Here is a 26977-nt window from a genome sequence, read left to right as displayed (position 1 = left end):
CCGGATGACCTGCGTACTCGCCGTCGACATCGGCGGCACCAAGCTCGCCGCCGCGCTGGTCGACGAGGCCGGCTCCCTGCTGCGCTCCGCCGCGCGGCCCACGCCGCGCGCCGACGTCATGTCCGCGCTGGCGGCCCTCGTCGCGGAGGTGACCGGCGGGGGCCCGGCACCGCACGCCGTCGGCGTCGGCTGCGCGGGCCCGCTCGACCTCACCACGGGCACGGTGAGCCCGGTGAACATGCCGAGCTGGCGCGGCTTCCCGCTGCGCGACGAGCTGCGGCGGCTGACCGGCCTGCCCGTGGTGCTGGCCGGCGACGCCCAGTGCATGGCGCTCGGCGAACACTGGCTGGGCGCCGGGCAGGGCAGCACGTCGCTGCTCGGCGTCGTCGTGTCCACCGGCATCGGCGGCGGCCTGGTGATCGGCGGCGCGCCGCTGCTCGGCCCGGCGGGCAACGCGGGGCACGTCGGCCACATGAGCGTCGATCCCGGCGGCGAGCGCTGCGAGTGCGGCGGCCGGGGCTGCGTCGAGCGCTACTCCAGCGGCCCCAACCTGGCCCGCTGGGCCCTGGAGAACGGCTGGGCGCCCACCGGCGACCGCGACGCCAGGGCGCTGGCCGCCGACGCGTCCGCCGGGCATCCGGTGGCGCTTTCGGCCTTCGAGCGCGGCGCCAGGGCGCTGGCCGGCCTGATCGCCTCCACGGCGGCCGCGGTCGAGCTCGACACCGTGGTCATCGGCGGCGGCGTGTCGGCGGCCGGCGCGGTGTTGTTCGGCCCGCTGGAGCGGGCGCTCGACGACGTGGCGGGGCTGGCGTTCGTCCGGGCGGTCCGGGTGCGGCCGACCACGCTGGGCGTGCGCGCGGGCCTGGCCGGGGCCGCCCGGCTGGCCTGGCGCCTGTCCGGCCAGTGAGCCGGCCGCGAGTGGCGGTCCGGCCGCCGGCTCGACCAGGTTGAGCGCTGGCTCGTCGAGCTGGAGCGCCGCCCGCCCTCCGCGTCCACCCGGTCGCGCCGGCCTAGGCCGGGCGGGAGGCAGCGTCAGACGGCCTGTGCGGTGGGCTGGAGGGTGATCTCGGCGAGGTTGACGTCCACCTGCGCGAACTCGTCGGCGAGCTGGTGATCGCCAGTCCCGACTTCCGCAGGGTGCGGGCCGCGGCCGAGCCGTCCGGCAGCCTCACGCCCGGCAGTCACTTCCACCATCCCGACATCGGCGACCGTCGACCGGGGCGAGCAGGTCCTGCAGGTCGCGCTCGGCACGCCCGGCGCCGCCGAGCCGGTCGACAACCTGGCGCAGCAGGCGATGGCCGGGGGCGTCCCGCCGGCTTCGACGCCCTAGCCGCTCTCTTCCTTGTCGGCCGCGGACATGGCGAGCATGTCGTCGACGCACCTGCGCATCAGTTGCTCGAACTGAACGAGGTCCCGGTCGCTCCATTCGGCGAACGCGGAGTCGACGAGCCGCTGCCGGGCCTCCTCAAGCGCGTCCGTCACGCGACGGCCCGCGCTGGTGATCACGGCTTCCTTGACCCGTCGGTCCGCCGGGTTCGGACGCCGCTCGATCAGGCCGAGCTCGGCGAGTTTGGCCACCTGCCGGCTGACGGTGGTGTGGTCGCGTCCGGCCCGTTCGGCGAGTTCGACCACGCCGATCGGCCCGAACCGCCGGATTCCGACGATCAGTTTGAACAACGCGCGGTCGAGATCGATGCCTGCTTCGGCCATGAGGACCTCGTCGCGTTGCGGCAGGTTCATGAGCGCGATCAGGTCGACGAGCGATTCATGCAGGCGCCGGAACGTGATGTGCCGGCGGTGTTGGGAAGCCATGCTCGCCACCGATGCCTTACGTGCCCTTGCGGACGGGGAGGTGCCAAGAATACCGGCAGCCTCCGGCAGACCGGCGGAGACGCCTCCTTCGCACGGCGAGGACGCGAAGATGTGCTCAGAATACACATAATTTTCGGGCACCGGAACAGCGTGATCACAACACCCGGATCAGGGTTTTCTCCATGCATAGCTGGACGCGAAAGAGCAGCTCAAAGTGATGCATTTGATGATCAGGAAGCCGCGTCGACCGTGGCCCGCGGCTTGACGGCCGCTCCGGCTGCGGATCATACTCCGTGCTTAATACACATAAATTCGCGCCGGGCGGGCCGACCTGCCCGGCCGCCACCGACGGAGAGTGAACCGTGGCACGCAACGAAGACCTTGATGTGATCATCTGTGGTTCCGGCGCGGCGGGACTGACCCTCGCCATCGATCTCGCCCGCAGGAACATCGCGTTCCGGTTGGTCGACAAGGCGCCGCATCCGTTCATCGGCTCACGCGGCAAGGGCATCCAGCCGCGCACCGAGGAGGTGTTCGAGGACCTCGGCGTGGTCGACCGGATCGTCGCCTCGGGAGGCGAATATCCTCCCCTGCGCACCTACACCCCCGACGGACCGGTCGACAGGCACGCCGGGATCCTGCCGGAGCCGACGCCCGCCGAGCCGTACCAGATCCCGCTGCTCGTTCCGCAGTTCCGCACCGAGCGCCGGTTGCGGGAGCGGCTGGCCGAACTCGGCCACGCCCCGGAGTACGGCTGCGAACTCGTCGGCTTCGACCAGGACCCCGACGGCGTGACCGCGCGGATGGCCACCTCCGGCGGGGAGCGGACCGTGCGAGCCGCCTACCTGGTCGGCGCCGACGGCGGATCGAGCTTCGTCCGCAAGGCCCTCGGCATCGAGTTCCGCGGGAAGTCCCTCGGCGTGCGGGCGCTCGTGGCCGACGTGCGGGCCGACGGCGCCTCGTCGCGCGTCTGGCACCGCTGGGGCAACGAGCAGCCCGAGCGCAGCGTCTCGCTGTGCCCGCTCCACGGCACCGGCATGTTCCAGTACATGGCCCCGGTCCCCCTCGACGTGGACGTCGACCTCTCGGCCGAAGGGCTCACCGCCCTGCTTCACGAGCGCGGCGGCCAGGACGACATCGTGATCCGCGAGGTGTCCTGGGCATCGGTGTTCACGATGCAGGCCCGGCTGGCCGACGCCTACCGGCGTGGGCGCGTGCTCCTGGCCGGGGACGCCGCGCACTGCCATCCGCCGACCGGCGGGCAGGGCCTGAACACGAGCATCCAGGACGCCTACAACCTCGGCTGGAAGCTCGCCGCCGTGCTCGACGGCGCGCCGGAGTCACTGCTGGCGACCTACGAGGAGGAGCGCCGGCCGGTCGCCGAGGCGGTCCTCGGCCTGTCCGAGAAGCTGCTCGAAGCGGCCAAGAATCGCGAGATGCGCCGGGGCCGCGAGGTGACCCAGCTCGATGTCGGCTACCCGGACTCGTCGCTGTCGCTGACCGGCCTGGAGCCCCACAAGGGCGTGGGGGCCGGCGACCGCGCGCCCGACGCCCCCGTCACCGGCGCGGGTGGGCCGGCCACGCGGTTGTTCAGCCTGTTCCAGGGACCGCACTGGACCCTGCTCGGCTACGAGCCCGGCGACGCCGCGGTCCCAGAACCGCGCAGGGGCCTGCGCATCCACGTCATCGGCGACGACATCCTCGACACCGGAGGCCATGTCCGGAGCGCGTACGGGCTGTCGCCCGAGCAGTGGGCGCTCATCCGGCCGGACGGATACGTCGCGGCCGTGGTCGGCACCGCCGAACTCGGCGCGATCGAGACCTACCTCGACGGCGTCGGCGTCCGTCCCGTGCGGTGACGCGTTACCGGGGGCCGGAACGAGTGCTTCACGATCTCGCTCGTACGGCAGCGGCAGCGGCAGCGGCAGCGGCCGGACCATGGTCCGCCGGCGCGCCGAGGCGTCCGTCGGCAGATCTGAGAACCGGCGGCTAGTCGCGCTCGGCGAAGCGGGCCTCGCGGCGCTCGATGATCCGGCGGGTGTACGGGATGAGCTCGACGACCCGGCTGCCGAGGTAGGCACCGATGAAGGCGAGGACCAGCAGGACGAACGGGCTGGTCGAGAAGCCGTTCATGGTCACGAAGGCATGCAGGGTCGCGTCGAGCATGGAAACTCCGGGGGAATCAGCACAGCAGGGCGGCAATCAGGGTAACCGGGGAGTGCCGATGCTCGCCGCCAAAACGGATAAAGGGCAACAAGTGATCTCTTGTTGCCCTTTATCCGATGAACCGGTGATCAGTGGAAGAAGTGGCGGGTGCCGGTGAAGTAGAGGGTGACGCCCGCCTGCTCACAGGCGTCGATCACCTCCTGGTCGCGGATCGAGCCGCCCGGCTCCACGATTGCCTTGACCCCGGCCTCGATCAGCACCTGCGGCCCGTCGGGGAACGGGAAGAACGCGTCGGAGGCGGCGACCGAGCCGGCCGCCCGCTCCCCCGCCCGGCTCACCGCGAGGCGGCAGGAGTCGACCCGGTTGACCTGACCCATGCCCACGCCCACCGTGGCGCCGCCGGCGGCCAGCAGGATCGCGTTCGACTTCACCGAGCGCGAGGCGCGCCAGGCGAAGGCCAGGTCGGCCAGCAGCTCGGGCGAGGCGGCCGCGCCGGTCTTGAGCTCCCACGCCGACGGGTCGTCGCCGCCGGCGTCGATCCGGTCGACCGCCTGCAGCAGCAGGCCGCCGTCGACGCGGCGGAACTCCAGCGGCTGTGACGGCCCCTCCGGGCAGCGCAGCAGGCGCAGGCTCTTCTTGGCCCGCAGCACCTCCAGCGCCTCCGCGCTGAAGCCGGGGGCCACGACGACCTCGGTGAACACGTCGGCGATCTGCCGGGCCAGCTCGACGGTGACCTCGCGGTTGACCGCGATCACGCCGCCGTAGGCCGAGACGGGGTCGCAGGCGTGCGCCTTGCGGTGGGCCTCGGCCACGTCGGCGCCGACGGCGATGCCGCACGGGTTCTGGTGCTTGATGATGGCCACGCACGGCTCGGCGAAGTCCCAGGCCGCCCGCCAGGCCGCGTCGGAGTCGAGGTAGTTGTTGTAGGACATCTCCTTGCCGTGCAGCTGCTCGGCGTTGGCCAGGCCGCCGGAGCCGGCGGTGTAGAGGGCGGCGCGCTGGTGCGGGTTCTCGCCGTAACGCAGGGTCGCCTTGCGCTCGTACGCGACGCCGGTGAACTCGGGGAACTCCTCCTCCCCGCCCGCGTACGGCCCGGCGAACCAGTTGGCCACGGCCACGTCGTAGGCGGCGGTGTGGGCGTAGGCGACACCGGCCAGGCGGCGGCGCTCGTGCAGCGTGAAGCCGCCCTCGTCCAGCGCGGCGAGCACGTCGCCGTAGGCGGCGGGGTCGACCACGACCGCGCAGGTGGCGTGGTTCTTGGCGGCGCCCCTGATCATCGCGGGCCCGCCGATGTCGATCTGCTCGACGCACTCCTCGTCGGAGGCGCCGGAGGCCACCGTCTGCTGGAACGGGTAGAGGTTGACCACCACGAGCTGGAACGGGTCGATCTCCAGCTCGTCGAGCTGGGCCACGTGGCTGGGCTTGGTGAGGTCGGCCAGCAGGCCGGCGTGCACGCGCGGGTGCAGCGTCTTGACCCGGCCGTCGAGGCACTCGGGGAAGCCGGTGAGCTGCTCCACCTTGGTCACCGGGATCCCGTGGGACGCGATCGCGGCGGCCGTGCCGCCTGTCGACACGATCTCCACGCCGGCGCCGTCGAGTGCCCTGGCCAGCTCTTCGAGCCCGGACTTGTCGTAGACAGCGATCAGCGCGCGCCGGATGGCGATGCGAGTCACGTGCTTTCCCCTCCTGATTGGTTGCCGATGCGGACGGTGCGTCCGCTGACCGTCCAGCCCTCGCGGGCCATCCGGCCGACGATGTCGACGAGCAGGCGGCGCTCGACGGTCTTGATGCGCTCGTGCAGGACCGGCTCGTCGTCGTCCGGCAGCACGGGCACCGCCTCCTGGGCGACGATCGGGCCCGTGTCGATCCCCGCGTCGGCCAGCATCACGGTGCAGCCGGTCACCTTCACCCCGTGGGCCAGCGCGTCGCGCACGCCGTGGGCGCCGGGGAAGGACGGCAGCAGCGCCGGATGGGTGTTGAGCACGGGGAAGGCGTCGAGCGTGGGCGCGCCCAAAATCTTCATGAAGCCCGCCGACACCACCAGGTCGGGCTCGTACGATGCGATCCTGGCGGCGAGAGCGGCATCCCAGTCCGCCCGAGTCGCATGATCGCCCAGTTTTTCAACAAACGTCGGGACATTTGCCCTGGTGGCCCTGGCCAGGCCCTCTATGCCGTCCCGATCCGCGCCCACCGCCACCACGCGCGCACCGTACGACGGGTCGGCGGAAGCGTCCAGCAGGGCCTGTAGGTTGGTTCCAGAGCCGGAGACGAGGACGACGAGCCGCCCAGCCTTTGACACGCACACTCCAAAGAATGGAAACAGGGTGGGGCTGACAGGGTATCTGTTCCTCGCCCGGCGACGCAGAGGAGGTCAGGTGTCGACACCGGTGCAGGCACCGGCGGGTCAGCAGCCCGCCGATTCAGCGGGTCGCCGTGCGATCTGGTTGTCCATCGCGGCGCTGGCCATGACGTTCATGCTGCCGCTCGCCGGCCTGGTCATGGCCCTGTTCGCGCTCATGTCGGGCATCCGCGCGCTGCCGCGGCTGCGCAGCGCCCACAAGCCCACCGGCACGGCCGTCGGCGGCATCACGATCTCCTCCATCGCGCTGGCCCTGTCGGCGATGGCCACGGGGATGCAGCTCTACCTGATGGACGAATACTCCGCCTACCAGGAGTGCATGAAGGGCGCGGGCACGGTCTCGGCCCAGGGCGAGTGCTTCACCCAGTTCAGGGACGCCGCGCAGCGCAAGCTGCCGCCCGACGTCCTCCAGCTGCTCGGGGCGATGCAGTCCTAGCCCCGCGCGCCGCCTAGTCGCGGTCCCAGGCGTAGGGGTCGACGTAGATGACGTGGCCGCCGCGGTCGTCGGACTCGTCCACGATGTCCTTGCGCGGCGGGCGGGCCGGGCCGTCCGAGGGCTCGGCCGGGCGTGGGCGGGCCTGGGCCAGGGTCTCGGCCTCGGCGGAGGCGTGCTCGTCCTGCCAGTCGTCCCTGATGACCGGGATCTCCTGGGTGTCGGCCTCGGTGGCGTCCATCCAGTGGCCGGGCAGGGGGCGCGGGTCGGACTCGGCCAGGCCGACCTTGCTGGCCGCCTTGGCGATGGCCGCCCCCGCCTTGCGGACCGGGGCGGCTGCCTTGTCGAGCGGCGCGCGGGCCTTCTTGTTGAGCAGCAGCAGGTTGGCCACGCCCGCCGAGATGCCGGCCGCCACGCCCACCTCCAGGGCCACCGACAGGGCCACCTCCCAGGGGGACGGGCCGATCGCCGACAGCCGGCCGCCGCCGATGGGCCCGCCGGACAGCGCGGCCAGCAGGCCGGCGACCAGGCCGGTGGAGACGCCGGTCAGGAAGCCCCACAGGGGGGCGGCCTCGTACGAATGCGAGGGCGAGATCCGGGCCACGAACACGCCCGCCACCGCACCCGCCGCGAACGGCAGCGCGATCACCGCCATCATCCAGGCGGGCACGGGCCCGCTCTCGGGCAGCGCGCCCAGCAGCGGCAGGCTCGGCACCGTGCCGAGCTCGACGCCGGTCGGGGCGACCAGCGTGTCCGCGCCGATGGCGAAGCCGGGGCCGGCGATGTAGGAGGAGGCCCAGATCACGGCGTTGAGCAGGTAGAGGAGCTGGAGCAGCAACAGCAGCACACCGCCGACGAAGCCCGGCGCGAGCACGTTCGACAGGTCCCTGACCTGGCCGAAGTTCAGCACGACCGCGACCAGCACCAGCCCCAGCCCGGACGCCAGCAGAGCGGTGGTGGCGACCGCCGTGCCGACCGTGACGGCCCGCAGCCGCTCGGGCAGCAGCTTGAGCATGATCCGCCACGGGCCGATCATGCGCGCGGTGGCCAGCGAGCCCGCCAGGAAGGCCAGCACGAAGTGGCTGAGCAGCGCCTCGCCGATGAACGGCTGGGTGATCTCGTTGCTCGCCACCAGCGCGATCAGCCCGGCCAGCAGCGCGTAGGGGGCCGCCAGCGAGACGCCGGCCTGGCCGACCAGCACGAGCTGCGCGCGGCGGCGGGCGTTGGCCTGCTCGCGCGGGCTGTTCTTGGGCAGCCGGGCGGGCAGGCGCAGCCGCAGGTCGGCGTCGCGGGCCATCCACCGGCCGGCGCGGTAGAGCAGGAAGGCGGGCAGCACCATCAGTCCGAGGGGCAGCAGCCCGACCCGGCCGCCGGGCATCGCGAACCCCGCGTGGTGCGCGGCCAGCCAGAGCTGCGCCGCGGCGCGGAACACGCCGGGCAGGCCCGCGCCGAGCGTGCCGCGCGGCGCGGCGATCCAGCCGACGAGGGTGAGCGTGGTGAGCACGGCCAGGCCGACGCCGAGCGTGCAGGCGGCGGCGAGCATGCCCGACACGGGTAGCGGCCGCCTCGTCTCGTCGTCGTCGGTCGAGACCCCGGGGAGCTTGCCGAGCACCGACTTGGGGGCGGTACGCAACTGGTCGAGAATGGCCGTCACAGATGTGATTTTCTCAATCTTTCCCAACCATCGCTTGGTTGACGCGCCGCAGCGGGTCCACTTTGTCGCCGCGAGACCCCCGCGAACGCGCCTCGCGCCCTTTCCCCGCCCTTTACGCGCCGCCCGGCGGGCCGTGGGACGCCCGGCGGCATGGAAAAGCCCCGCATGGCGGCGGCCAGGCGGGGCTTTCCCAGCGTGACTAGCGGGACTGCATGATCTCGCGCATCAGGCGGGCCGTCTCGGAGGGGGTCTTGCCGACGCGGACGCCGACCTTCTCCAGGGCCTCCTTCTTGGCCTGGGCGGTGCCGGCCGAGCCGGAGACGATGGCGCCGGCGTGGCCCATCGTCTTGCCCTCGGGGGCGGTGAAGCCCGCGACGTAGGCCACGACCGGCTTGGTGACGTGCTGCTCGATGTAGGCCGCGGCACGCTCCTCGGCGTCGCCGCCGATCTCACCGATCATCACGATCGCGTCGGTGTCGGGGTCGTCCTGGAATGCCTGGAGCGCGTCGATGTGCGTGGTGCCGATGACCGGGTCGCCGCCGATGCCGACCGCGGTCGAGAAACCGAAGTCGCGCAGCTCGTACATGAGCTGGTAGGTCAGCGTGCCGGACTTCGAGACCAGGCCGATGCGGCCGGCGGTGGTGATGTCGGCGGGGATGATGCCGGCGTTGGACGCGCCGGGCGAGGCGATGCCGGGGCAGTTGGGCCCGATGATGCGGGTCTTGTTGCCCTTGGCCACCGCGTACGCCCAGAACTCGGTCGAGTCGTGGACCGGGATGCCCTCGGTGATCACGACGCAGAGCGGGATCTCGGCGTCGACGGCCTCCTTGACGGCGGCCTTGGTGTGGGCCGGCGGCACGAAGACGACCGACACGTCGGCGCCGGTCTGCTCCATGGCCTCCTTCACCGTGCCGAACACGGGCAGGCCCTCGTGCGTGATGCCCGCCTTGCGGGCGTTGACGCCGCCGACGACCTTCGCGCCGGAGGCGAGCATGCGGCGGGTGTGCTTGGTGCCCTCACCGCCGGTCATGCCCTGAACAATGATCTTGCTGTTCTCGGTCAGCCAGATAGCCATGACTCACGCACCTACCGCAGCGAGCTCGGCGGCCCGCTTGGCCGCGTCGTCCATCGTGTCAACCAGCTCGACCCGCGGGAGCGCGGCGTCGGCCAGGATCTGCCGCCCGAGCTGGGCGTTGTTGCCGTCGAGGCGGACCACCAGCGGGTGCGTCACGGCCTCGCCGCGGCTCTCCAGCAGCTTGAACGCCGAGACGATGCCGTTGGCCACGGCGTCGCAGGCGGTGATGCCGCCGAAGACGTTCACGAAGATCGACTTGACGCTCGGGTCGGAGAGGATGATCTCCAGGCCCGCGGCCATGACCTCGGCCGAGGCGCCGCCGCCGATGTCGAGGAAGTTCGCCGGGGACGGCTTGCCGGGGAACGCCTCGCCCGCGTAGGCCACCACGTCGAGGGTGGACATGACCAGGCCCGCGCCGTTGCCGATGATGCCGACGTTGCCGTCGAGCTTGACGTAGTTGAGGTCCTTCTCCTTGGCCTTGGCCTCCAGAGGGTCCTCGGCGGCCTTGTCGGCCAGCGCCTCGTGGTCGGCCTGGCGGAAGCCGGCGTTCTCGTCGAGGGTGACCTTGCCGTCGAGGGCCTTCACCTGGCCGTCGGCCGACAGGATCATCGGGTTGACCTCGACCAGCGTGGCGTCCTCGTCGACGAAGCAGTGCCACAGCTTCTCGATGAGCTCGGCGGCGCCGTCGAGCGACTTCTCGGGCAGCCCGCCGGCCACCGCGATCTCGCGGGCCTTGGCGCGGTCGATGCCGTCGAGGGCCGAGACCGGCACCTTGGCGACCTTCTCGGGCGTGCTGTGGGCGACCTCTTCGATGTCCATGCCGCCGGCGGCGGAGCAGATCGCGAGGAAGGTACGGTTGGCGCGGTCGAGCAGGAAGGAGAAGTAGTACTCCTCCGCGATCGCGCTGGCCTCCTCCACGAGCACCTTGTGGACCGTGTGGCCCTTGATGTCCATGCCGAGGATGGCGGTGGCCTTCTCGACGGCGTCGGCGGCGTCGTCGGCCACCTTCACGCCGCCGGCCTTGCCGCGACCGCCGGTCTTGACCTGGGCCTTGACGACAACGCGGCCGGTCAGCTCCTCAGCCGCCGCCCGCACCTCCTCCACGGTGTTGGCGACGATGCCGCGTGGCACCGGGATGCCGTAGTCAGCGAAGAGCTCCTTCGCCTGATGTTCGAACAGGTCCACGAGGGTCCGTCCTTGCTTATCCGACTGATGTTCGACGGCCCGGGCAACTGCGCTGACGGTCGCGTCCGCTCGCCGCTCGTGTCGGCTTCGTGCCTCGCTCTCTCACGGCGAGCTCCTACGCTCAGGGGTGCGTGCCGGGCGTTTCCGCCAGTGAAGCCTAGCCCCAAGCTTGACCTGCACAGGTCATCGGGGCACGGTTCTTCCGCTATGTGACGGTGATCTCACTTCACCATGTCCTCCTCTGCACCGAAAGTGCACCAATTCGCTGCCTTATGCGGTGTCTGTCGATATATGGTCGTGATCTTCAATTGGCAGGATTCCTGCTCCCCTCATTCTTGATCTGAAGGAATCGGATGAAGCGAATTATCGCGGGCCTGGCCCTGGCCTCCGCGGCGGCGCTCGTGACCGCGACCCCGGCCCAGGCCGCGCCCGCGGATCCGGCGAAGGCGCTGAAGAAGCAGTACGTCGCCGGACACGGCGTACGGTTCACCGAGACGTCCCGCTCCTCGATGGACGGCAAGAGCACCGGAACCATGAAGACGTCCGGCGTTCTGGAGTTCGGCAGGTCCGGAATCGTCGCCTCGGACGTACGCAATCGCAGCACCGGCAAGAACGCCGACCTGTACGCGTCGCTGTTGCCGTCGCGGACCATCACCGTGGGCAAGCACGTATATGCGCAGGGCGGCCTTTACAGCGAGGGCCTGCCCGAGGGCAAGAAGTGGGTCCGCTACCCCGACACCGGCCTGCGGATGAGCACCTCCAACCAGATGCTGGACGTCTTCGAGCCCAAGGTGCTGAAGATGCTCGTCTCCCACGCCGCGAGCACCAAGGGCGGGATCTACCGCGGCTCGGTCACGGTGAAGGAACTCGGCAAGATCTACGGCCAGAGCGTCGAAAAGAAAATCGCCAAGGTCAAGGTCTCGTACCTGCTCGCCGTGAACTCCAAGGGCCTGGTCACCAGGGTCGTCAGCGACTGGACCCTCGACTTCGGCATCCTCGGCGCCAGCCACAGCACGACCGAGACCCGCTTCACCGGCTGGGGCGCCAAGGTCAAGGTCAAGGCCCCGCCGGCCGACCAGGTGGCCGACATCGCCGACCTCGCCGACGACAGCGCCGTTCCGCAGGACATCCCGGACGGCTCCCTCAACTCCCTGGGCAGCATCAGGTAGCCCCCCTCCTAAGGACACTCATGAAGCGATTGCTCGCGGCCGCGGTGACGGCCGCGGCACTCATCCCGGCCGTCCCCGCACAGGCGGCCGTGGACCCCGTCAGCGCCCTGAAGCGGCAGTTCGTCCCCGGCCGCGGGGTGACGATCTCCGAGACCGCGCGGACCGAGTCGAAGCGTCCGCGCGACGGCGAGGTCACCCGCATGGCCGGCTCCGTGGAGTTCGGCGCGTCCGGGCCCGTCGCGGCCGACGTCGTGTTCAGGACGATCGGCAAGGACGACAGCCGGCAACGCTGGATCAGCGTCGGCGGCAAGGTCTACGTGCAGGCGGCCGACCTGGCCGACGTCCTGCCCATGGGCAGGACGTGGGTGCTCATGGAGCACCTCAAGGGCAAGGTCATCACCTCGGCCCAGCCGGTCGACGTGCTGGCGCCCAGGACGCTCAAGGCCCTGGTCTCGCATGCCGCCGGCGTCAAGGACGGCCTCCGCCAGGGCGCGCTGACGCTCGCGCAGGCGCGCGGGGCCGGCGCGTACGAAGGGTTCCGCTACCGGCTGGGCCTGAACGCCCAGGCGCTGCCCGACCGCGTCGTCACCGGCCAGAGCCTCATCCCGGGCTCGCGGAGCCTCGTCGAGACCCGGCTCTCGGGCTGGGGCGCGAAGGTCAGCGTCAAGGCCCCTCCGGTGGACGAGGTCATCACCTACAAGGACCTGATGGCCGAGAAGCGGGCGAGAGCCGAGAAGCTCCGCCAGGCCATCCCCGACGGTTCCACCAGCTCGCTCGGCCTGTTCGACTGAGCCGCCGAGCTGTCGACAATCCCCCTCGAAACAAGGACACAACCGCACATGAAGCGAACCCTCACCGGCGTCGCGCTGGCGACGGCCGCCGCCCTGGTGGCCGCCACCCCCGCGCTGCTCGCGACTCCGGCCCAGGCGGCCGCGCCCAAGAACCCCGTGGCCGCCGTGAAGAAGCAGCTCGTCCCCGGCAAGGGGGTGAAGTTCAGCGAGCGCATCAGCGTCACCGACGGCACGCGCAGCGAGGTCTTCATCCGGCGCACGGGAACCTTCCAGTTCAGCAGGTCGGGTGTCGCCGCCTCGGACATCACGGGCAAGTTCGCCCTCAACGTGTCCGACCTGGGCGACGAGCCTTCGGAGGAAGAAAAGGCCCTCGCCACGCCTGAGCGCACGATCCGGATCGGCACGACGTCGTACCTGTCCGGCGGCATGTGGACCACGGTCCTGCCCGAGGGCGAGACCTGGTTCAAGGCCAAGAACGGCCCGACGGGCGGCATCACCGGCGTGTTCGGCCAGCCGGTGAACGTCGCCGAGCAGGCCACGCTCAAGACCCTGCTCAAGACCGCCAAGCCGGTGAGCGGCGGCTACGCCGGCACGATCACCGTCCGCGACCTGCGGAAGGTCTCGCCCTGGTACCGGGCGACCGGGATGGACACGCGTCCCACGGCCAAGGCGCTGAAGAGCGTCATCAGCTGGAAGCTCACTCTTGACGCGGCCGGCCTGCCGGTGCGTCTGGTGGCCACGTTCCCGCAGGCCGCGATCACCGGCTCCGGTTCCAAGAGGAACGGCGTGCGGGTCGACACCCGCTTCACCGGCTGGGGCGGCGCCGTGTCGATCAAGGCTCCGACGGCTGAGGACGTCTCCAGCGAGTTCGACAACGGCAAGGACGACATCTCCTCCCTCGACCTGCCGTTCGGCGTCAGCGTCGCCAAGTAGCACCCGCCCGTGCCGAGGCCCGCGCCTGTCCCGTCGCCGCTTGGCGGGACGGGCGCGGCGCCCGGCCCGCGCCCGCCGGGCGCGGGTCAGGCGAGGCGGGAGTCGCGCAGGGAGGCCCACTCCAGCGAGTGCCTGATGCCCTCCTCGACGGTGAACCCGGTCTCCCAGCCGAGCAGCCGCCGCGCCCGGTCGCTGCGCGTGTACGCCCCCGCCACGTCACCGGGCCGGGCGGGCGCCTCGACCACGTCGATCGGCCGGTCGACGACCCGGTTGAACGCCTCGGCCAGCTCGCGGACCGTCGTGCCCGCGCCGGTGCCGAGGTTGATCACGTCGGCGTCCAGGGAGTCGAACCGGCGCAGCGCCGCCACGTGCGCGGCGGCCAGGTCCCAGACGTGGACGTAGTCGCGGATGCCCGTGCCGTCGCTCGTCGGGTAGTCGGTGCCGGTGATCGCGAACGGCACGCCGTCCTCGTACGCCTCGATCATCTTGCCCAGGGCGTGGCTGGGACGGCGCAGTTGCAGGCCCGTCCGCATCGCCGGGTCGGCGCCGATCGGGTTGAAGTAGCGCAGCGACAGGATGCGGATCGGCCGGGTGGCGGCGATGTCGGCGAACATGGCCTCGCAGACCGCCTTGGTCCGCGCGTACGGGCTCTGCGGCGCGAGCGGCGAGCTCTCGTCCACGGTGTGGTCCGCGCCGGCCTGGTAGATCGACGCGGACGAGCTGAAGATCATCCGCTCGCAGCCGTTGCGCAGCAGGTGGTCGGCGAACTCCAGGCTCTTGGCGACGTTCGCGCGGTAGTAGCCGACCGGGTCCGCGACGGAGTCGGGCACGACGATCAGTGCCGCGCAGTGGACGACGGCCTCGATGTCGGGGTGCTCAGCGAAGATCTTGTCGACGAGGGCGCCGTCGCCGATGTCGCCCTCGTAGAAGACCCGTCCGTCGGCGAACTCCCTGCGGCCCGTCACGAGGCTGTCGAGGATCACGGGCTCGATGCCGGCGTCGAGGCACGCCGACCCGATCGTGCTGCCGATGTAGCCAGCCCCACCGGTAATCAATACACGCATGCCCGAACCCTACGGGGATGTCGGAGGGGCGCGCGCCGTCTCGATGATCTTCGTGTGGTCCGGCCCGCGGGGACATCGTGTCGATCTCCGGCTGGTCATGTCGGCCCAGCCGTGCGACATTTCCTGGTATGGGCAGGGACGTGCCAGTCGTCGTGTTCAGCCGGGACGATCGCCGGAAATATCGGGAAAAGGTGCGTCGATGTCTCGACGTCTTCGCCCAGATGTTGCGCGAGTCCCGCTTCGAGTTCGAACGCCCCCGCGCCGGCCTGGAGATCGAGCTCAACATCGTGGACGCCCGTGGCGAGGCCGCCATGCGCAACGCCCAGGTGCTGGCCGCGATCGAGCAGCCGGACTGGGCCACCGAGCTGGGCCAGTTCAACATCGAGATCAACGTCGAGCCCCGGGAGCTGACCGGCGACGGCCCGCTCCACCTGGAGGCGGACGTACGAAGGCGGCTCAACCACGCCGAGGAGCGCGCCCGCTCCCAGGACGGGCACCTGGTGCTGGTCGGCATCCTGCCCACGCTGCGCGAGCAGGACATCAGCGAGGGCACGCTGTCGGCCAACCCCCGCTACCGCCTGCTCAACGAGCAGATCTTCGCCGCCCGCGGCGAGGACCTGCACCTGTGCATCGAGGGCGTGGAACGCCTCGACACCCACGCCGACAGCGTCGCGCCCGAGGCCGCGTGCACCAGCGTCCAGCTCCACCTCCAGGTCAGCCCGGAGGCGTTCGCGCCGCACTGGAACGCCGCCCAGGTCATCGCGGGCCCCCAGGTCGCCGTCGCGGCCAACTCCCCCTACCTGTTCGGCAAGGAGCTGCACCGCGAGACCAGGATCGCGCTGTTCGAGCAGGCCACCGACACGCGTCCGGCCGAGCTGAAGACGCAAGGCGTGCGGCCGCGGGTGTGGTTCGGGGAACGCTGGATCACCAGCGTCTTCGACCTGTTCGAGGAGAACGTCAGCTATTACCCGGCGCTGCTCCCTCTGTGCGAGGAGGAGGACCCGCGGGCCGAGCTGGACCAGGGACGCATCCCCCAGCTGCACGAGCTGACCCTGCACAACGGCACCATCTACCGCTGGAACCGGCCCGTCTACGCGGTCGTGGACGGCGTGCCGCACCTGCGCGTGGAGAACCGCGTCCTGCCCGCCGGGCCCACGGTCGCCGACATCGCCGCGAACGCCGCGTTCTACTACGGCCTGATGCGCGTGCTCCCGTCGGCCGAGCGGCCGATCTGGAGCCAGATGTCCTTCCGCACCGCCGAGGACAACCTCGCCGCCGCGGCCCGGCACGGCCTGGACGCCCGGCTGTACTGGCCGGGGCTGGGCGAGGTGCCGGCGGCAGAGCTGATCCTGCGCCGGCTGCTGCCCATGGCGCGCGAGGGCCTGGCCGCGTGGGGGGTGCACACGCCGGTCGCCGACCGGCTGCTGGGCATCATCGAGGGACGCTGCCTGACCGGCCGCACGGGCGCGACGTGGCAGGTCGAACGGGTGCGCGCGCAGGGCGGCGACCGCCACGAGGCGTTACGCGCCATGACGTTGGACTACATCGACCGCATGCACGGCAACGATCCGGTGCACACTTGGGACGTGTGAACCTCGTGCGACCCCGCCTCCTCGTCCTGGCCCTCGTCCTGCTGCTGGCCGGCTGCGGCCTCACCCGGCCGGCGTCCAGGGACGTCCAGGGGGCCGACACGTTCGAGGACGACATCCGGGCCGCGCGCACGCTCACCGAGTCGTTCTGGACGGAGTTCTTCGACCAGCAGGGGATGACTTATCGGCCCATCGCCGACTTCATCCCTTACTCCGGGAGTTCGGGGCCTTCCTGCGGGGGCGAGCCGTCCGTGCCGAACAACGCCTTCTACTGCCCCGAGGGCCACTTCATCGCCTACGACCAGGCCTGGATGGAGTCCCTGTGGAACGACATGGGCGACGGCTCGGTGTACGTGATCATCCCCCACGAGTTCGGACACGCCGTCCAGGCCCAGCTCAGGACCGGTTTCGAGCTGAACGTCCAGGCCGAGCTGCAGGCCGACTGCTACGCCGGCGGGACGCTGGCGGCCCTGGTCGGCTCAGGCTCCCTGCGCGCCCAGCCCGGCGACGAGGACGAGCTCATGACCAGCCTGGAGGCCGCCGGCGACCCCACGGACGACTGGCTGGACCCCGCCGCCCACGGCACCGCCGAGCAACGCCAGTCCTCCTTCGCCGGCGGCTACGAGGACGGCGTGGGCGCCTGCTGAGGGTGTACGCGCGGGTCAACCCAGAGGATGATGTGTCTGATCATGACCTGCCTCTACGGTGGAGGCATGCCACTGGAGGAGATCGGCTGGCTGCGCAGAGGCGCGTGCAGGTCCAGCGACCCTGACCTCTTCTTCCCGCTCGCGCCCTCACCGTTGCAGGAGGCCCGCGCGAAGGCGGTCTGCGCCCGCTGCCCGGTCATCGACGAGTGCCGCTCCTACGCCTTACGCGAGGGCGAGACGGAAGGCATCTGGGGCGGCCTCACCCCCCAGGAACGCCGCCGCACCCGCTTCCCCGCCGGCTGGCGCAACTCCGCCGCCTCCTGACCCCACCCGCCGACCACCCCGCCCCCGCCGGACGCCGACGTTCTGTGATGCGACGTAGCCTGCAAGGGTGCTGTTGCGCTCGATCGCCGTCCTCACCGCCGCCAACGTCCTCAACAACAAGATCGCCCCCAGGCTCGCCCCCCTGACCTCCGCCGCCGCCACCGCCGCGCTCGTGGCCATGGCACGCGGGCACGGGGTGTCGTGGCGTGAGCTGGGGTTCGAGAAGGCGTCCCGCGGAGCGGCCGTCGGCGGCGCGCTGGCGACGGCGGTGGCCGCCGTCTACACCGTGGGCATCTCCGTGCCCCGCACCAGGCCGCTCTTCCACGACGAGCGCGCCCTGTCGCTCTCGCGCGCCCGCGCCCTGGAGGAGGCTCTGCTCCAGGTCCCCCTGGGCACGGTCCTGCTGGAGGAGGTCGGGTTCCGCGGCGCGCTGCACGGCATGCTGGCCCGCCGGCACGGCCCGGCCGCCGCCACGGCGGTCTCCTCGGCCCTGTTCGGCCTCTGGCACATCCTCCCGGCGATCGACATGGCCCGCGCGAACCCGGCGCTCGGCGCGCTGACCGCGGGCGAGTCGCCCGCCCGTCTCGACGTCGCGCGGGTGGTGGCGGGCAGCGTGGTGTCCACGGCGGCGGCGGGGGTGCTCTTCTGCGAGCTCCGGCGGCGCGGCGGGCTGCTGGCGCCGTCGATGCTGCACCTGGCGACCAACTCGCTCGGCTACCTCTTCGCGAGGATCTCGGCGAAGGCCGGGCGCGACGGCCGGGGGAAGACTTCCTCCGGCGGGGGATGAGATTTCCACCTCGGAAGATGAGAATCCTTCCTCACCTCCTTGGAACGGTCCAGGAAGTTCCCCTCGATGCCTTTACCTTCACCCGAGACGCGCATCGCGGGAGCTCTCACTGGCTCCCTGAATGCGGCTATCAAAGATCAGAAGTCCCGATATGCGGTGGAGGTACGGAGGTGGTGCTGCATGCGTACGGTGATCGACGTCGACAGGGACCAGGAGAGGGCCGGCGCAATCGAGGCATTCGAGTTCTGGCGTACAGAGGGAAGCCCGGATCTCCTGGACCGGGAGATCACGCGGCATGTGTGGCAACCACAGGACTGACGTACCTCCTCGACAAGAGCGCCCTCACCCGCATCCGGACGAGCGACGTCGTCGCCAAGGCCCTTCACCCGCTCTATGTGGCGCAGGTCGTCGCGACCTGCGCCACATAGATCTGGAGGTGCTCCGCGGCGCCCCTGATCTCGTCCATTACCGGCGCATCCTGCGTGCGCAGCGCCAGTGCGTCAGCCTGCCTCTGAACCAGGAGGTGCAGTCGCGGGCCGTCGAGGTGCAGAGGCAACTGGTCGGGCTCTCTCACCACCGTGGCATCGGGCCGAGCGACCTGCTGATCGCCGCCTGTGCCGAGGTGCATCAGGCGACGATCCTGCACTACGACCGGGCCTTCGACATCATCTCCGAGGTCACCGGGCAGCCCGCGCTCTGGGTGGTGCCGCCGGGCTCGATCCCCTGAGCCGGGAGCGGAACGACCAGGTCAGGCCGTGGGCACGACCTGGAAGCCCTCCGCGTAGTGGCCCTCGCCGAAGCCGGCCTGCTCGGCCCAGGCGGCGAAGCGGCCACGGACGAAGTCGACGAAGCCCTCGACGTGGGCGACCTGGCTGACGTGCGACTGCAAGGCCGCGAGCTTGCGGTCCATGACCGCGGTGACGTCCACCCAGTGGTTGGGGGTGGAGCCGCCGTTCAGCCAGACCTCCCTGACCGTCCACGCCTCCAGGCCCTCCTCGCGCAGCAGCTCCGGGAAGGCGTAGGGGTTGCGGGCGTCGGGGTAGACCGCGTCGAGCGCGGCCCCGCCCACGGCCCGGTGGTCGGGGTGGCTGGGGGCGACGAACTGGTAGTTGCGGTCGGGGTGGTGGGTGATGACCAGGTCGGGGCGTACCTGGCGGATCACCCGGGCGATGTCGCGCCGGAGGTCGAGCGAGGGCACCACCCGGCCGTCGGAGTAGCCGAGGAAGCGCACGTCCGTCACGCCGACGGCCTTGGCCGCGGCGAGCTGCTCGGTCCTGCGGAGCTCGGCCATGCCGGAGTTGTCGAGGGTGCGCTCGTTGCCGCCGGCGTCACCGTCGGTGACGAGCAGGTACGTGACCTCCACGCCCCGCTCCACGAACAGCGCCACGCTTCCTGCCGCCGCGAAGTCGACGTCGTCGGGATGCGCGGTCACGACAAGTACCCGGTTGATCTCGGCTTCCGCCAGCATGGCTTCCCTTCCTGGACCCTGTACGGAGGACAACCGGCACCCCGTCGAAGGCATTCCGGGCGCCGTTTGTCGGTGGCGCGTCTTAACCTAGGTGGGTGCCGACCCAAGTCTCTGTTGACCACCCCTTGCTCGACGGCCTCAACCCCCAGCAGCGCGAGGCCGTGATCCATCATGGCAGCCCCCTGCTCATCGTGGCGGGGGCGGGGTCGGGGAAGACGCGGGTGCTCACCCACCGCATCGCCTACCTGCTGGCCGAGCGCAACGCGCATCCGGGCGAGATCCTGGCCATCACCTTCACCAACAAGGCCGCCCGCGAGATGAAGGAGCGCATCGACAAGCTCGTCGGGCCGCGTTCCAAGGCGATGTGGGTGATGACGTTCCACAGCGCCTGCATGCGCATCCTGCGGCGCGAGGCCAAGCGGCTGGGCTTCCCGTCCAGCTTCTCGATCTACGACCAGGCCGACTCCCAGCGGCTGATGGCGATGGTCTGCAGGGAGATGGAGCTCGACCCGAAGCGCTACCCGCCGCGTTCGTTCTCGGCGCAGGTCAGCAACTTCAAGAACGAGCTGGTCGACTACGAGACCGCGCTCGACAGGGCGGGCTCCCACCTGGAGAAGACGCTCGCGCAGGCGTACAAGGCCTATCAGCTCAAGCTGACCGAGGCCGGCGCGATGGACTTCGACGACATCATCATGAACACGGTGACGCTGTTCCAGCTCTTCCCCGAGGTGGCCGAGCACTACCGGATGCGGTTCAGGCACGTGCTGGTCGACGAGTACCAGGACACCAACCACGCCCAGTACATCCTGATCCGCGAGCTGGTGGGCCATCCCGAGCTGCGCACCGCCGACGGCGACGTCGTGCGTCCGGGCGCCGACATGTCCGAGCTGTGCGTGGTGGGCGACGCCGACCAGTCGATCTACGCCTTCCGCGGCGCGACGATCCGCAACATCCTGGAGTTCGAGCGCGACTACCCCGACGCCCGCACGATCCTGCTGGAGCAGAACTACCGCTCCACCCAGAACATCCTGGCCGCGGCCAACGCGGTGATCGCGCGCAACGAGGGCCGCAAGCCGAAGAACCTCTGGTCCGACCAGGGCGACGGTCCCAAGATCGTGGGCTACGTCGCCGACAACGAGCACGACGAGGCCATGTTCGTGGCCCAGGAGGTCGACCGGCTCAGCGACGAGGAGGGCGTCAAGCCGAGCGAGGTCGCGGTGTTCTACCGGACCAACGCCGCCTCGCGGGTGTTCGAGGAGATCTTCATCCGCACCGGGCTGCCGTACAAGGTGGTCGGGGGTGTGCGCTTCTACGAGCGCAAGGAGGTCAAAGACCTGCTGGCCTACCTGCGGGTGCTGGCCAACCCGGCCGACGTCGTGTCGATGCGGCGCATCCTCAACGTGCCCAAGCGCGGCATCGGCGAGCGGGCCGAGGCCATGATCGAGGCGCTGTCCTCGCGCGAGCGCATCTCGTTCTGGGACGCGCTGCGCCGGGCCGACGAGGCGTACGGCATGGCGACGCGCTCGCTCAACGCGGTGCGCGAGTTCGTGGCGATGCTGGAGGAGCTGATCGCCAAGGCCGAGGGCGTGCCGCCGTCGACGCTGGCCGAGGAGATCCTGGTGGCCACCGGCTACCGCGCCGAGCTGGAGGCCTCCGAAGACCCCCAGGACGAGTCCCGCCTGGAGAACCTCAACGAGCTCGTCTCGGTGGCCTCGGAGTTCGAGGAGGCCAACCCCGAGGGCACGCTGGTGGAGTTCCTGGAGCAGGTGTCGCTGGTCGCCGACGCCGACCAGATCCCCGACGCCGACGGCGGGCAGGGCGTCGTCACGCTGATGACGCTGCACACGGCCAAGGGGCTGGAGTTCCCGGTCGTCTTCCTGACCGCGATGGAGGACGGCGTGTTCCCGCACGTCCGGTCGCTGGGCGAGCCGAAGGAGCTGGAGGAGGAGCGGCGGCTGGCCTACGTCGGCATCACCCGGGCGCAGAAGCGGCTCTACCTCACGCGGGCGGCGGTGCGCAGCTCGTGGGGATCGCCGTCGTTCAACCCGGCCTCGCGGTTCGTCAACGAGGTGCCGGGGCAGCTCATCGACTGGCGTACCGACCCCGAGAAGTCGGCCTGGAGCGCGGCGACGCGGCGGGAACCGGCCGCGCGGCCGGCGCCTAAGAGCGGCGGGTCGCGGCAGATCCTGTCGCTGACGCCCGGCGATCGGGTGACGCACGACAAGTGGGGGCTCGGCACGGTGGTGGCCGTGGACGGGGTGGCGGAGAAGACCAAGGTCAAGATCGACTTCGGCGCCGACGGGGAGAAGACGCTGCTGCTGGCGTACGCACCCCTGGAGAAGCTCTGACCCCTGGGGGTCGACGGGCGCCCACCCTCGACGGGGGCCGGGCGCCCGACGGCGTAGGGCTGATCGGTGCTCTGAGGCGCCGGGCCCTCGACAGCGGGGGGCGAGGCTCTGAGGAGCCGGGTCCCGGCGGCGGGTCGGGGGTGTGCGGCGCCTGGGTCGCGGTGGTGAGGGCAGGGCGCTTGGAGGTGGCCCTGCCGCTCCGCTTCCAGGTCAGGGCTTGAGGGCGCTGCCCTGCTTCCACTGGGTCCAGTTGAGCTGCCAGTAGCTCCAGCCGTTGCGCCAGTCGAGCTTGCGCTTGGTTCCGGTGATCTTGACGACGTCACCGCGCTGGGCGATGCCGTAGAACCACTTGGCGCCCTGCGGGGTGGCGCGCACGCAGCCGTGGCTCTGGTTGGAGCGGCCGAGGTACTGGTAGTAGCCGGCGCTCTGGTGCACGTACTCGCCGCTGTCGGAGATGCGCACCGCCCAAGGGATCTCCTCCTTGTAGTAGCGCGGGTCCTTGGGGTCGGTCACCCCCATCCAGGACGACGTCATCGTCTCGACGGACTTCTTGCCCATGGTGAGGTGCACGCCGCTGGTGGTGAGGTAGACGTCCACGCCGTTGCGCATGAGGCCGCCCCGGCCGGCGCTGATCGCGATCTTCTTGGCGATCTTGCCGTCCCGGTAGACCTTCATCTGGTGCCGGCGGGTGTCGACGACCGAGATGTTCGCGGTGCCGACGGCGAAGCGGCGGGTGACGTCCTCGGCCTTGTTGCCGGGCAGCTGGCTGAGGCGCGCGGTGAACAGCACCTTCTGGTGCGGCTTCCAGTACGTCTTCGTCCGGTAGATGACCTTGCGGGCCGACACCCAGCGCCAGGCGCCCTCGACCGGTTTGTCGGCCTGGACCTCCAGCAGCGCCTCCACGGCGGCCTTGTCCTTCACATCCCGGTCGAACGTGACGATGATCGGGAAACCGACACCGACTTTCTCCGCCGTCTCCGCCATGGGCGTGATGTCGGCGATGTCGAGCTTGACCTTCTTGGCCGGAGCCGCGACGTGGGCAGCCGCGGCGAGGCCCACGGAGGCGGTCGTCCGGACCGCCGGGGCCTGCGAGGCTGGCACGCCTTCTGCCGAACAGGCCGCAGCCGAGACCAGTGCGACCATGGCAAGCAACCGGGGGACGCGATTCAAGGGGGTTACTCCTGGATTATGTGCTTCTCCTTCCATGTGTGACTACTGAGACGCCTGATTCGTCTACCGATCGCCGTAACGACCTTGTAACGGTCCAGAAAGCAGGGTCAGACCAGGCGGCGCGCGGTGGCCCAGCGGGACAGCTCGTGCCGGTTGGAGAGCTGGAGCTTGCGCAGCACGGACGACACGTGCGTCTCCACGGTCTTGACCGAGATGAACAGCTCCTTGGCGATCTCCTTGTACGCGTAGCCGCGGGCGATCAGCCGCAGCACCTCGCGCTCGCGCTGGGTCAGCGAGTCGAGCTCGGGATCGATCGAGGGCGCCTCGGAGGAGGCGAAGGCGTCGAGGACGAACCCGGCCAGCCGCGGCGAGAAGACCGCGTCGCCGTCGGCCACCCGGCGGATGGCGTCGGTGAGCTCCTTGCCGCTGATGTTCTTGGTGACGTAGCCGCGCGCGCCGCCCCTGATGACGCCGATGACGTCCTCGGCGGCGTCGGAGACCGACAGCGCGAGGAAGCGCACCTGCGAGCCGGTGCTGAGGACGCGGCGCAGCACCTCCTGGCCGCCGCCGCCGGGCATGTGCACGTCGAGCAGGACCACGTCGGGCTGGTGCTCGGCGATGGCCTTGACAGCCGTCTCGACGTCCTCCGCCTCGCCCACGACCTCGATCGAGTCGCCCAGCTCCGCGCGTACGCCGGATCTGAACAGCCGGTGGTCGTCGACGATCAACACGCGTGTCATTGCTTGTCCACCTTCATCGTCAGCATCACTTCCGTGCCCTCGCCGGGCTCGGTGCGGACCCTGGCCGTGCCGCCGTGACGTTCCATTCTCCCGATGATGGACTCCCTGATGCCCATTCTGTCGAGGGGCACCGCCTCAAGGTCGAAGCCCTTGCCGCGATCCTTCACGAAGATGGTCACCTCCAAGCCCTCCACCTCCGCGTAGACGGAGATGGCCGGGCTCTCAGAATATTTGGCCGCGTTGACCATCGCCTGCCTGGACGCCTTGAGCATCGCCGCCAGCTTGCCCTGCGGATCGAGGTCGATGTCGCCGACGCAGACGACCTCGATGGGCACGCCGTGCGAGTCCTCCTCCTCGGCCGCGATCCGGCGTACGGCGGCGGCCACGGTGGCGTCGGCGTCCTGGGCGGGCTGGTAGAGCCAGTTGCGCAGCTCGCGCTCCTGGGAGCGGGCCAGTCGGGTGACCTCGCGGGGGTCGTGGGAGACGCGCTGGATGAGGGTGAGCGTGTGCAGCACCGAGTCGTGCACCATGGCGGCCACCTCGGCGCGTTCCTCCTGCCGGATGCGCTCGCGCCGTTCGAGCTGCAGCTCCTTCCACAGGCCGGCCAGCCAGGGCGCGGCGATGACCGCGATGCCGCCGACCACGACGACGGTGAACAGCAGACCGGGCCTGGCCTGGGCCAGCTCGCCCTGGGCGTACAGGAAGCCGGCCGCGCCGATGACGACCAACGTCACGCCGAGCAGCGTGCGCACCCGGTTGGTCCGGATGCTCTTGGTGGCCCCGCTGACCCAGTTCTTGCGGCGTTCGGGGTCGGCCTGCTGCCACAGGATGAGCGCGCCGATGCCGCCGACGGCGAACGGCAACATGCCGATCCCGCCCTTCGAGGCCCCGGTCAGCCAGCCGAACGCGGCCAGCGCCACGCCGATCGCGCTGAACGCGGCGAGCTGGCTCCAGTCGCGCTGCGGCGGCTGCCCCTCGTACGGCTCACGCGGAGTGATCATCCACAGCACGGCGTACGCCACCATGCCGACCCCGTCCACGACGCTGAGCAGCACGAACATCAGCCTGATCACGACGGGATCGAGGGAGAGCTGCGCCGCCAGCCCCTGGGCCACGCCGCCGAGCAGGCGGCCCTCCATGGGGCGGAGCATCCGGCGATAGGGTCGATCGCCGGTGGGCTCGGCAAGTGTCTTCTGGTCTGCCATAACATCGCCATCGTCACATGTCGCGGGCACTTCGGGCATCAGGGAACAACCCCCAGGGTCGAGTCAGGGGTCTCCCGGATGCGGCCACCCCGCCCGACGGTCCACGATGGTTCCATGACAGAAGCTCCGCCCAGGCAACCCGCCGCCCCGCCCCGGGAGCTGCGACGCAGCAGCGAGGGGCGCTTCCTCATGGGCGTCTGCGCCGGTCTCGGGCGGCACACCGGCATCGACCCCGTGGTGTTCCGCGTGGCGTTCGCCGTGCTCCTGCTCGGTTCGGGTATCGGGATCTTCCTGTACATCGCGGCCTACCTGCTGATGAAGGAGCCCAACGGCGGGCCGGGGATCATCGAGCAGTGGACCCGCCGCGACCTCGACGCCGAGGCCGTGATGGCGCTGCTCACGGCGGTGCTCGGGTTCGGCCTCGCGCTCAACCTCGCGACCGTCTGGCTCGACACCGGCACGCTGGTGGTCGGCGTGCTGCTGGCCGTCTCGCTGCTCGCGGCCCACTCCAGAGGCGTCGACCTGCTGGGCCTGGCCCGCTCGATGCCCGAGCGGCTCGGTCGCCGGCGCTCCCCCGACGCGGAGCCGCCCGCGCCGCCCTACGCGCCGCCCGCGTCCGCACCTCGGGTACGTCCCGCCGAACCCGGCTGGTCCGGCCTCGGCGACACCGTGACGGCCCACCCCGAGTCCCCGGCCCCGGCTCCGGCTCCGGCTCCCCGGCCGACGGCCGCCGCGCACGCCGAGGCCGTGGCCGCGCGGCTGCGGGCGATGTCCGCCGGCCGGCAGGCCGAGACACCTCGTACGGACCGGCCCGAAACCCCTGAAGCGGGACAGGCGGAGGCCGGCCGGGCCGAGATGTCGAAGATCGAGGCCGCACAGGCGATGGAGGCCGCCGGCGCCGTGACGGCGGAGCACCAGCTCCCCCGCGACGCGACCCGCCAGGCACAGACGCCCGGCACAGAGGCCCCTGAGGCCCCCGAGGCCCCGAAGACGCAGGTCGAGGCCCCGCAGCCGCAGCCGCGGCCGCAAGCCGAGGCTCAGGCGGCGTCGCGGCAGGAGCCGCCCGCCTACCGCCCGCAGCCCAGGACCGCGATCGACTACAGCGGCTACGGCGAGCCCTTCGCCCCGAAGGGCCCCTACCGCCCGCTCGACCCGGCCAGGCGGTCCGGCCAGTCGCCCTACGACCCCGCCCTGTACGGCCGCCCGGCCCCCGCCCCGGCCCCCCGGGCCCGGCGCCCCAAGTCGTTCATCGGGGTCATCACCATCTTGCTCGCGATCATAGTGGGAGGGATCGTCGTGGCGGTCCAGGCCAGGTCGGCCGCGGGCGTGAGCCCGACCATCGTCGGCGGCGCCGTGCTCATCACCATCGGCGCCGGTCTGCTCATCGCCGCCTGGTGGGGCCGCGGCGCCGGTCTCGTCGCGGCGGGCACCACGGTCGCGCTGCTGATCGGCGTGGGGCTGATGCTGGGCAGCCTGCCGCGCAACTTCGGCGACTCCACCTGGTACCTGACCAAGCCCTCTGAGGCGGGCAAGGTCTACGACGTCGGCGTCGGCGACGGCCGGCTGGACCTGACGGAGCTGAAGGCGCTGCCGGGGACGAGCCTGACGTTCGACGCCCGGGTCTCCGTGGGCGAGCTGACGGTGATCGTGCCGCCGACGGCCAGGGTCGAGGTGCACGCGATGAACAAGGTCGGCGACATCAAGGTCGACCAGTCGATCAGGGGCGGCGTGGACGTCAAGTTCGACAAGGTGCTGGAGCCCGAGGTCAGGTCCGAGGACGAGGAGTTCACGATCGTGCTGAACCTGCGGGGCGGCCTGGGCGACATGGAGGTGCGGCGTGGCGCGTGACGTCGAGCGGGTCCGGCGCCTGCACCGGACCGACTGGATGGCCCTGCTGAGCGGCACGTTGTTCGTGGTGCTCGGCATCCTGGTGGTGACCCGCGTGCTCACGGACGCGCTGCTCCTGGTCGGGCTGACCGTGGTGGGGCTGGCCTTCGCAGGGGTGGTGGCGATCATCGCTCGGGTGGTCCGCGGCAAGTAACCCTTGACCGGGAAAAA

At 70.9% G+C, this 26977-nt stretch carries 28 protein-coding genes; 15 read left to right on the top strand and 13 right to left on the bottom strand.

The features are described from left to right. Positions 1–4 precede the first annotated feature (4 nt). Entirely contained in the window at positions 5–907 is a 903-nt protein-coding gene (locus tag AB0C33_RS00790; RefSeq protein WP_358282303.1) for an ROK family protein, read from the top strand. A 125-nt stretch (positions 908–1032) separates the two neighbouring features. Here AB0C33_RS00790 and AB0C33_RS00785 read toward each other — a convergent pair whose 3' ends face one another. Together AB0C33_RS00785 and AB0C33_RS00780 are read right to left on the bottom strand one after the other, a co-directional pair. Further along, positions 1033–1194 (bottom strand): hypothetical protein, encoded by a 162-nt coding sequence (locus AB0C33_RS00785; protein ID WP_358282301.1) that lies wholly within the window; start codon positions 1192–1194, stop codon positions 1033–1035. Positions 1195–1326: 132 nt separating this feature from the next. Further along, complete coding sequence (locus tag AB0C33_RS00780) at positions 1327–1812, bottom strand: MarR family transcriptional regulator (protein ID WP_358282299.1); 486 nt, start codon at positions 1810–1812, stop codon at positions 1327–1329. Between the two features lie 362 nt (positions 1813–2174). On the opposite strand from AB0C33_RS00780, the gene AB0C33_RS00775 reads away from it, so the two are divergent. Further along, positions 2175–3671, top strand: a complete 1497-nt coding sequence (locus tag AB0C33_RS00775) for an FAD-dependent oxidoreductase (protein WP_358282297.1) — start codon at positions 2175–2177, stop codon at positions 3669–3671. Between the two features lie 130 nt (positions 3672–3801). Here AB0C33_RS00775 and AB0C33_RS00770 read toward each other — a convergent pair whose 3' ends face one another. The 3 genes from AB0C33_RS00770 to purN all read right to left on the bottom strand — a co-directional run bounded on the left by AB0C33_RS00770 (position 3802) and on the right by purN (position 6277). Continuing rightward, positions 3802–3978, bottom strand: coding sequence for a hypothetical protein (locus AB0C33_RS00770; RefSeq protein ID WP_352323910.1), 177 nt, complete (start codon positions 3976–3978; stop codon positions 3802–3804). Positions 3979–4106: 128 nt separating this feature from the next. Next, the gene (gene purH / locus AB0C33_RS00765) at positions 4107–5651 is read right to left on the bottom strand and encodes a bifunctional phosphoribosylaminoimidazolecarboxamide formyltransferase/IMP cyclohydrolase (RefSeq protein ID WP_358282295.1); all 1545 of its coding nucleotides are present in this window, start codon (positions 5649–5651) and stop codon (positions 4107–4109) included. Then, entirely contained in the window at positions 5648–6277 is a 630-nt protein-coding gene (purN, locus tag AB0C33_RS00760; RefSeq protein ID WP_352366616.1) for a phosphoribosylglycinamide formyltransferase, read from the bottom strand. The genes purH and purN overlap by 4 nt, the downstream gene beginning before the upstream one ends. A gap of 76 nt (positions 6278–6353) precedes the next feature. Here purN and AB0C33_RS00755 point away from each other — a divergent pair, with 76 nt between their 5' ends. After that, a complete protein-coding gene (locus AB0C33_RS00755) occupies positions 6354–6773 on the top strand; it encodes a hypothetical protein (protein WP_352323906.1) in 420 nt (139 codons plus the stop codon). A gap of 13 nt (positions 6774–6786) precedes the next feature. On the opposite strand, the gene AB0C33_RS00750 is transcribed toward AB0C33_RS00755, so the two are convergent. The 3 genes from AB0C33_RS00750 to sucC form a co-directional block, all read right to left on the bottom strand. Next, positions 6787–8424, bottom strand: a complete 1638-nt coding sequence (locus tag AB0C33_RS00750) for a DUF6350 family protein (RefSeq protein ID WP_358282292.1) — start codon at positions 8422–8424, stop codon at positions 6787–6789. Positions 8425–8623: 199 nt separating this feature from the next. After that, entirely contained in the window at positions 8624–9499 is an 876-nt protein-coding gene (sucD, locus tag AB0C33_RS00745; protein WP_125644468.1) for a succinate--CoA ligase subunit alpha, read from the bottom strand. Positions 9500–9502: 3 nt separating this feature from the next. Further along, positions 9503–10684, bottom strand: a complete 1182-nt coding sequence (sucC, locus tag AB0C33_RS00740; protein ID WP_352323902.1) for an ADP-forming succinate--CoA ligase subunit beta — start codon at positions 10682–10684, stop codon at positions 9503–9505. Between the two features lie 353 nt (positions 10685–11037). On the opposite strand from sucC, the gene AB0C33_RS00735 reads away from it, so the two are divergent. From AB0C33_RS00735 to AB0C33_RS00725, 3 genes are read left to right on the top strand one after another with little or no spacing between them, the layout of a single operon-like run. Further along, positions 11038–11853, top strand: coding sequence for a hypothetical protein (locus AB0C33_RS00735; protein WP_358282290.1), 816 nt, complete (start codon positions 11038–11040; stop codon positions 11851–11853). 20 nt (positions 11854–11873) lie between these two features. Next, positions 11874–12644 carry a hypothetical protein gene (locus AB0C33_RS00730; protein ID WP_358282288.1) on the top strand — a complete coding sequence of 257 codons (771 nt, stop codon included), beginning with the start codon at positions 11874–11876 and terminating at the stop codon, positions 12642–12644. A 48-nt stretch (positions 12645–12692) separates the two neighbouring features. Further along, positions 12693–13577 (top strand): hypothetical protein, encoded by an 885-nt coding sequence (locus AB0C33_RS00725; protein ID WP_358282286.1) that lies wholly within the window; start codon positions 12693–12695, stop codon positions 13575–13577. Positions 13578–13663: 86 nt separating this feature from the next. Here the strand turns inward: AB0C33_RS00725 and galE are convergent, their stop codons facing one another. Beyond that, positions 13664–14641 (bottom strand): UDP-glucose 4-epimerase GalE, encoded by a 978-nt coding sequence (gene galE, locus AB0C33_RS00720; RefSeq protein ID WP_358282284.1) that lies wholly within the window; start codon positions 14639–14641, stop codon positions 13664–13666. A 191-nt stretch (positions 14642–14832) separates the two neighbouring features. Between galE and AB0C33_RS00715 the strand changes: the two genes are divergently transcribed. From AB0C33_RS00715 to AB0C33_RS00690, 6 genes are all read left to right on the top strand, one after another. Continuing rightward, positions 14833–16233 carry a glutamate--cysteine ligase gene (locus AB0C33_RS00715; protein WP_358282282.1) on the top strand — a complete coding sequence of 467 codons (1401 nt, stop codon included), beginning with the start codon at positions 14833–14835 and terminating at the stop codon, positions 16231–16233. Next, complete coding sequence (locus AB0C33_RS00710) at positions 16230–16877, top strand: neutral zinc metallopeptidase (protein ID WP_358282280.1); 648 nt, start codon at positions 16230–16232, stop codon at positions 16875–16877. Before AB0C33_RS00715 ends, AB0C33_RS00710 begins: the two co-directional genes overlap by 4 nt. Positions 16878–16943: 66 nt before the next feature. After that, on the top strand, positions 16944–17201 hold the full coding sequence (locus AB0C33_RS00705; RefSeq protein WP_352323895.1) for a WhiB family transcriptional regulator: 258 nt from the start codon (positions 16944–16946) through the stop codon (positions 17199–17201). 67 nt (positions 17202–17268) lie between these two features. Beyond that, a complete protein-coding gene (locus AB0C33_RS00700; RefSeq protein WP_358282278.1) occupies positions 17269–17988 on the top strand; it encodes a CPBP family intramembrane glutamic endopeptidase in 720 nt (239 codons plus the stop codon). A 299-nt stretch (positions 17989–18287) separates the two neighbouring features. After that, a complete protein-coding gene (locus AB0C33_RS00695; RefSeq protein WP_358282276.1) occupies positions 18288–18416 on the top strand; it encodes a hypothetical protein in 129 nt (42 codons plus the stop codon). Positions 18417–18424: 8 nt separating this feature from the next. Then, complete coding sequence (locus AB0C33_RS00690) at positions 18425–18715, top strand: PIN domain-containing protein (RefSeq protein WP_358282274.1); 291 nt, start codon at positions 18425–18427, stop codon at positions 18713–18715. Between the two features lie 21 nt (positions 18716–18736). Here the strand turns inward: AB0C33_RS00690 and AB0C33_RS00685 are convergent, their stop codons facing one another. Continuing rightward, positions 18737–19456, bottom strand: a complete 720-nt coding sequence (locus tag AB0C33_RS00685; protein WP_358282272.1) for a PIG-L deacetylase family protein — start codon at positions 19454–19456, stop codon at positions 18737–18739. A 125-nt stretch (positions 19457–19581) separates the two neighbouring features. On the opposite strand from AB0C33_RS00685, the gene pcrA reads away from it, so the two are divergent. Further along, a complete protein-coding gene (gene pcrA / locus AB0C33_RS00680; RefSeq protein ID WP_358283894.1) occupies positions 19582–21804 on the top strand; it encodes a DNA helicase PcrA in 2223 nt (740 codons plus the stop codon). Between the two features lie 210 nt (positions 21805–22014). On the opposite strand, the gene AB0C33_RS00675 is transcribed toward pcrA, so the two are convergent. The 3 genes from AB0C33_RS00675 to AB0C33_RS00665 all read right to left on the bottom strand — a co-directional run bounded on the left by AB0C33_RS00675 (position 22015) and on the right by AB0C33_RS00665 (position 24919). Further along, a complete protein-coding gene (locus AB0C33_RS00675; RefSeq protein ID WP_358282270.1) occupies positions 22015–22905 on the bottom strand; it encodes a L,D-transpeptidase in 891 nt (296 codons plus the stop codon). Between the two features lie 176 nt (positions 22906–23081). Then, complete coding sequence (locus tag AB0C33_RS00670; protein ID WP_352323887.1) at positions 23082–23714, bottom strand: response regulator transcription factor; 633 nt, start codon at positions 23712–23714, stop codon at positions 23082–23084. Then, positions 23711–24919, bottom strand: coding sequence for a PspC domain-containing protein (locus AB0C33_RS00665; protein WP_358282268.1), 1209 nt, complete (start codon positions 24917–24919; stop codon positions 23711–23713). Before AB0C33_RS00665 ends, AB0C33_RS00670 begins: the two co-directional genes overlap by 4 nt. Positions 24920–25033: 114 nt before the next feature. Here AB0C33_RS00665 and AB0C33_RS00660 point away from each other — a divergent pair, with 114 nt between their 5' ends. Next, the gene (locus AB0C33_RS00660; protein ID WP_358282266.1) at positions 25034–26767 is read left to right on the top strand and encodes a PspC domain-containing protein; all 1734 of its coding nucleotides are present in this window, start codon (positions 25034–25036) and stop codon (positions 26765–26767) included. Next, on the top strand, positions 26757–26960 hold the full coding sequence (locus tag AB0C33_RS00655) for a hypothetical protein (protein ID WP_358282264.1): 204 nt from the start codon (positions 26757–26759) through the stop codon (positions 26958–26960). The genes AB0C33_RS00660 and AB0C33_RS00655 overlap by 11 nt, the downstream gene beginning before the upstream one ends. The last annotated feature ends 17 nt before the right edge of the window (positions 26961–26977 follow it).

Origin of the sequence: Nonomuraea sp. NPDC048881 (assembly GCF_040649795.1) — a bacterium.
Taxonomy (GTDB): domain Bacteria; phylum Actinomycetota; class Actinomycetes; order Streptosporangiales; family Streptosporangiaceae; genus Nonomuraea.
This window is presented reverse-complemented; position numbering and strand designations above follow the sequence as displayed.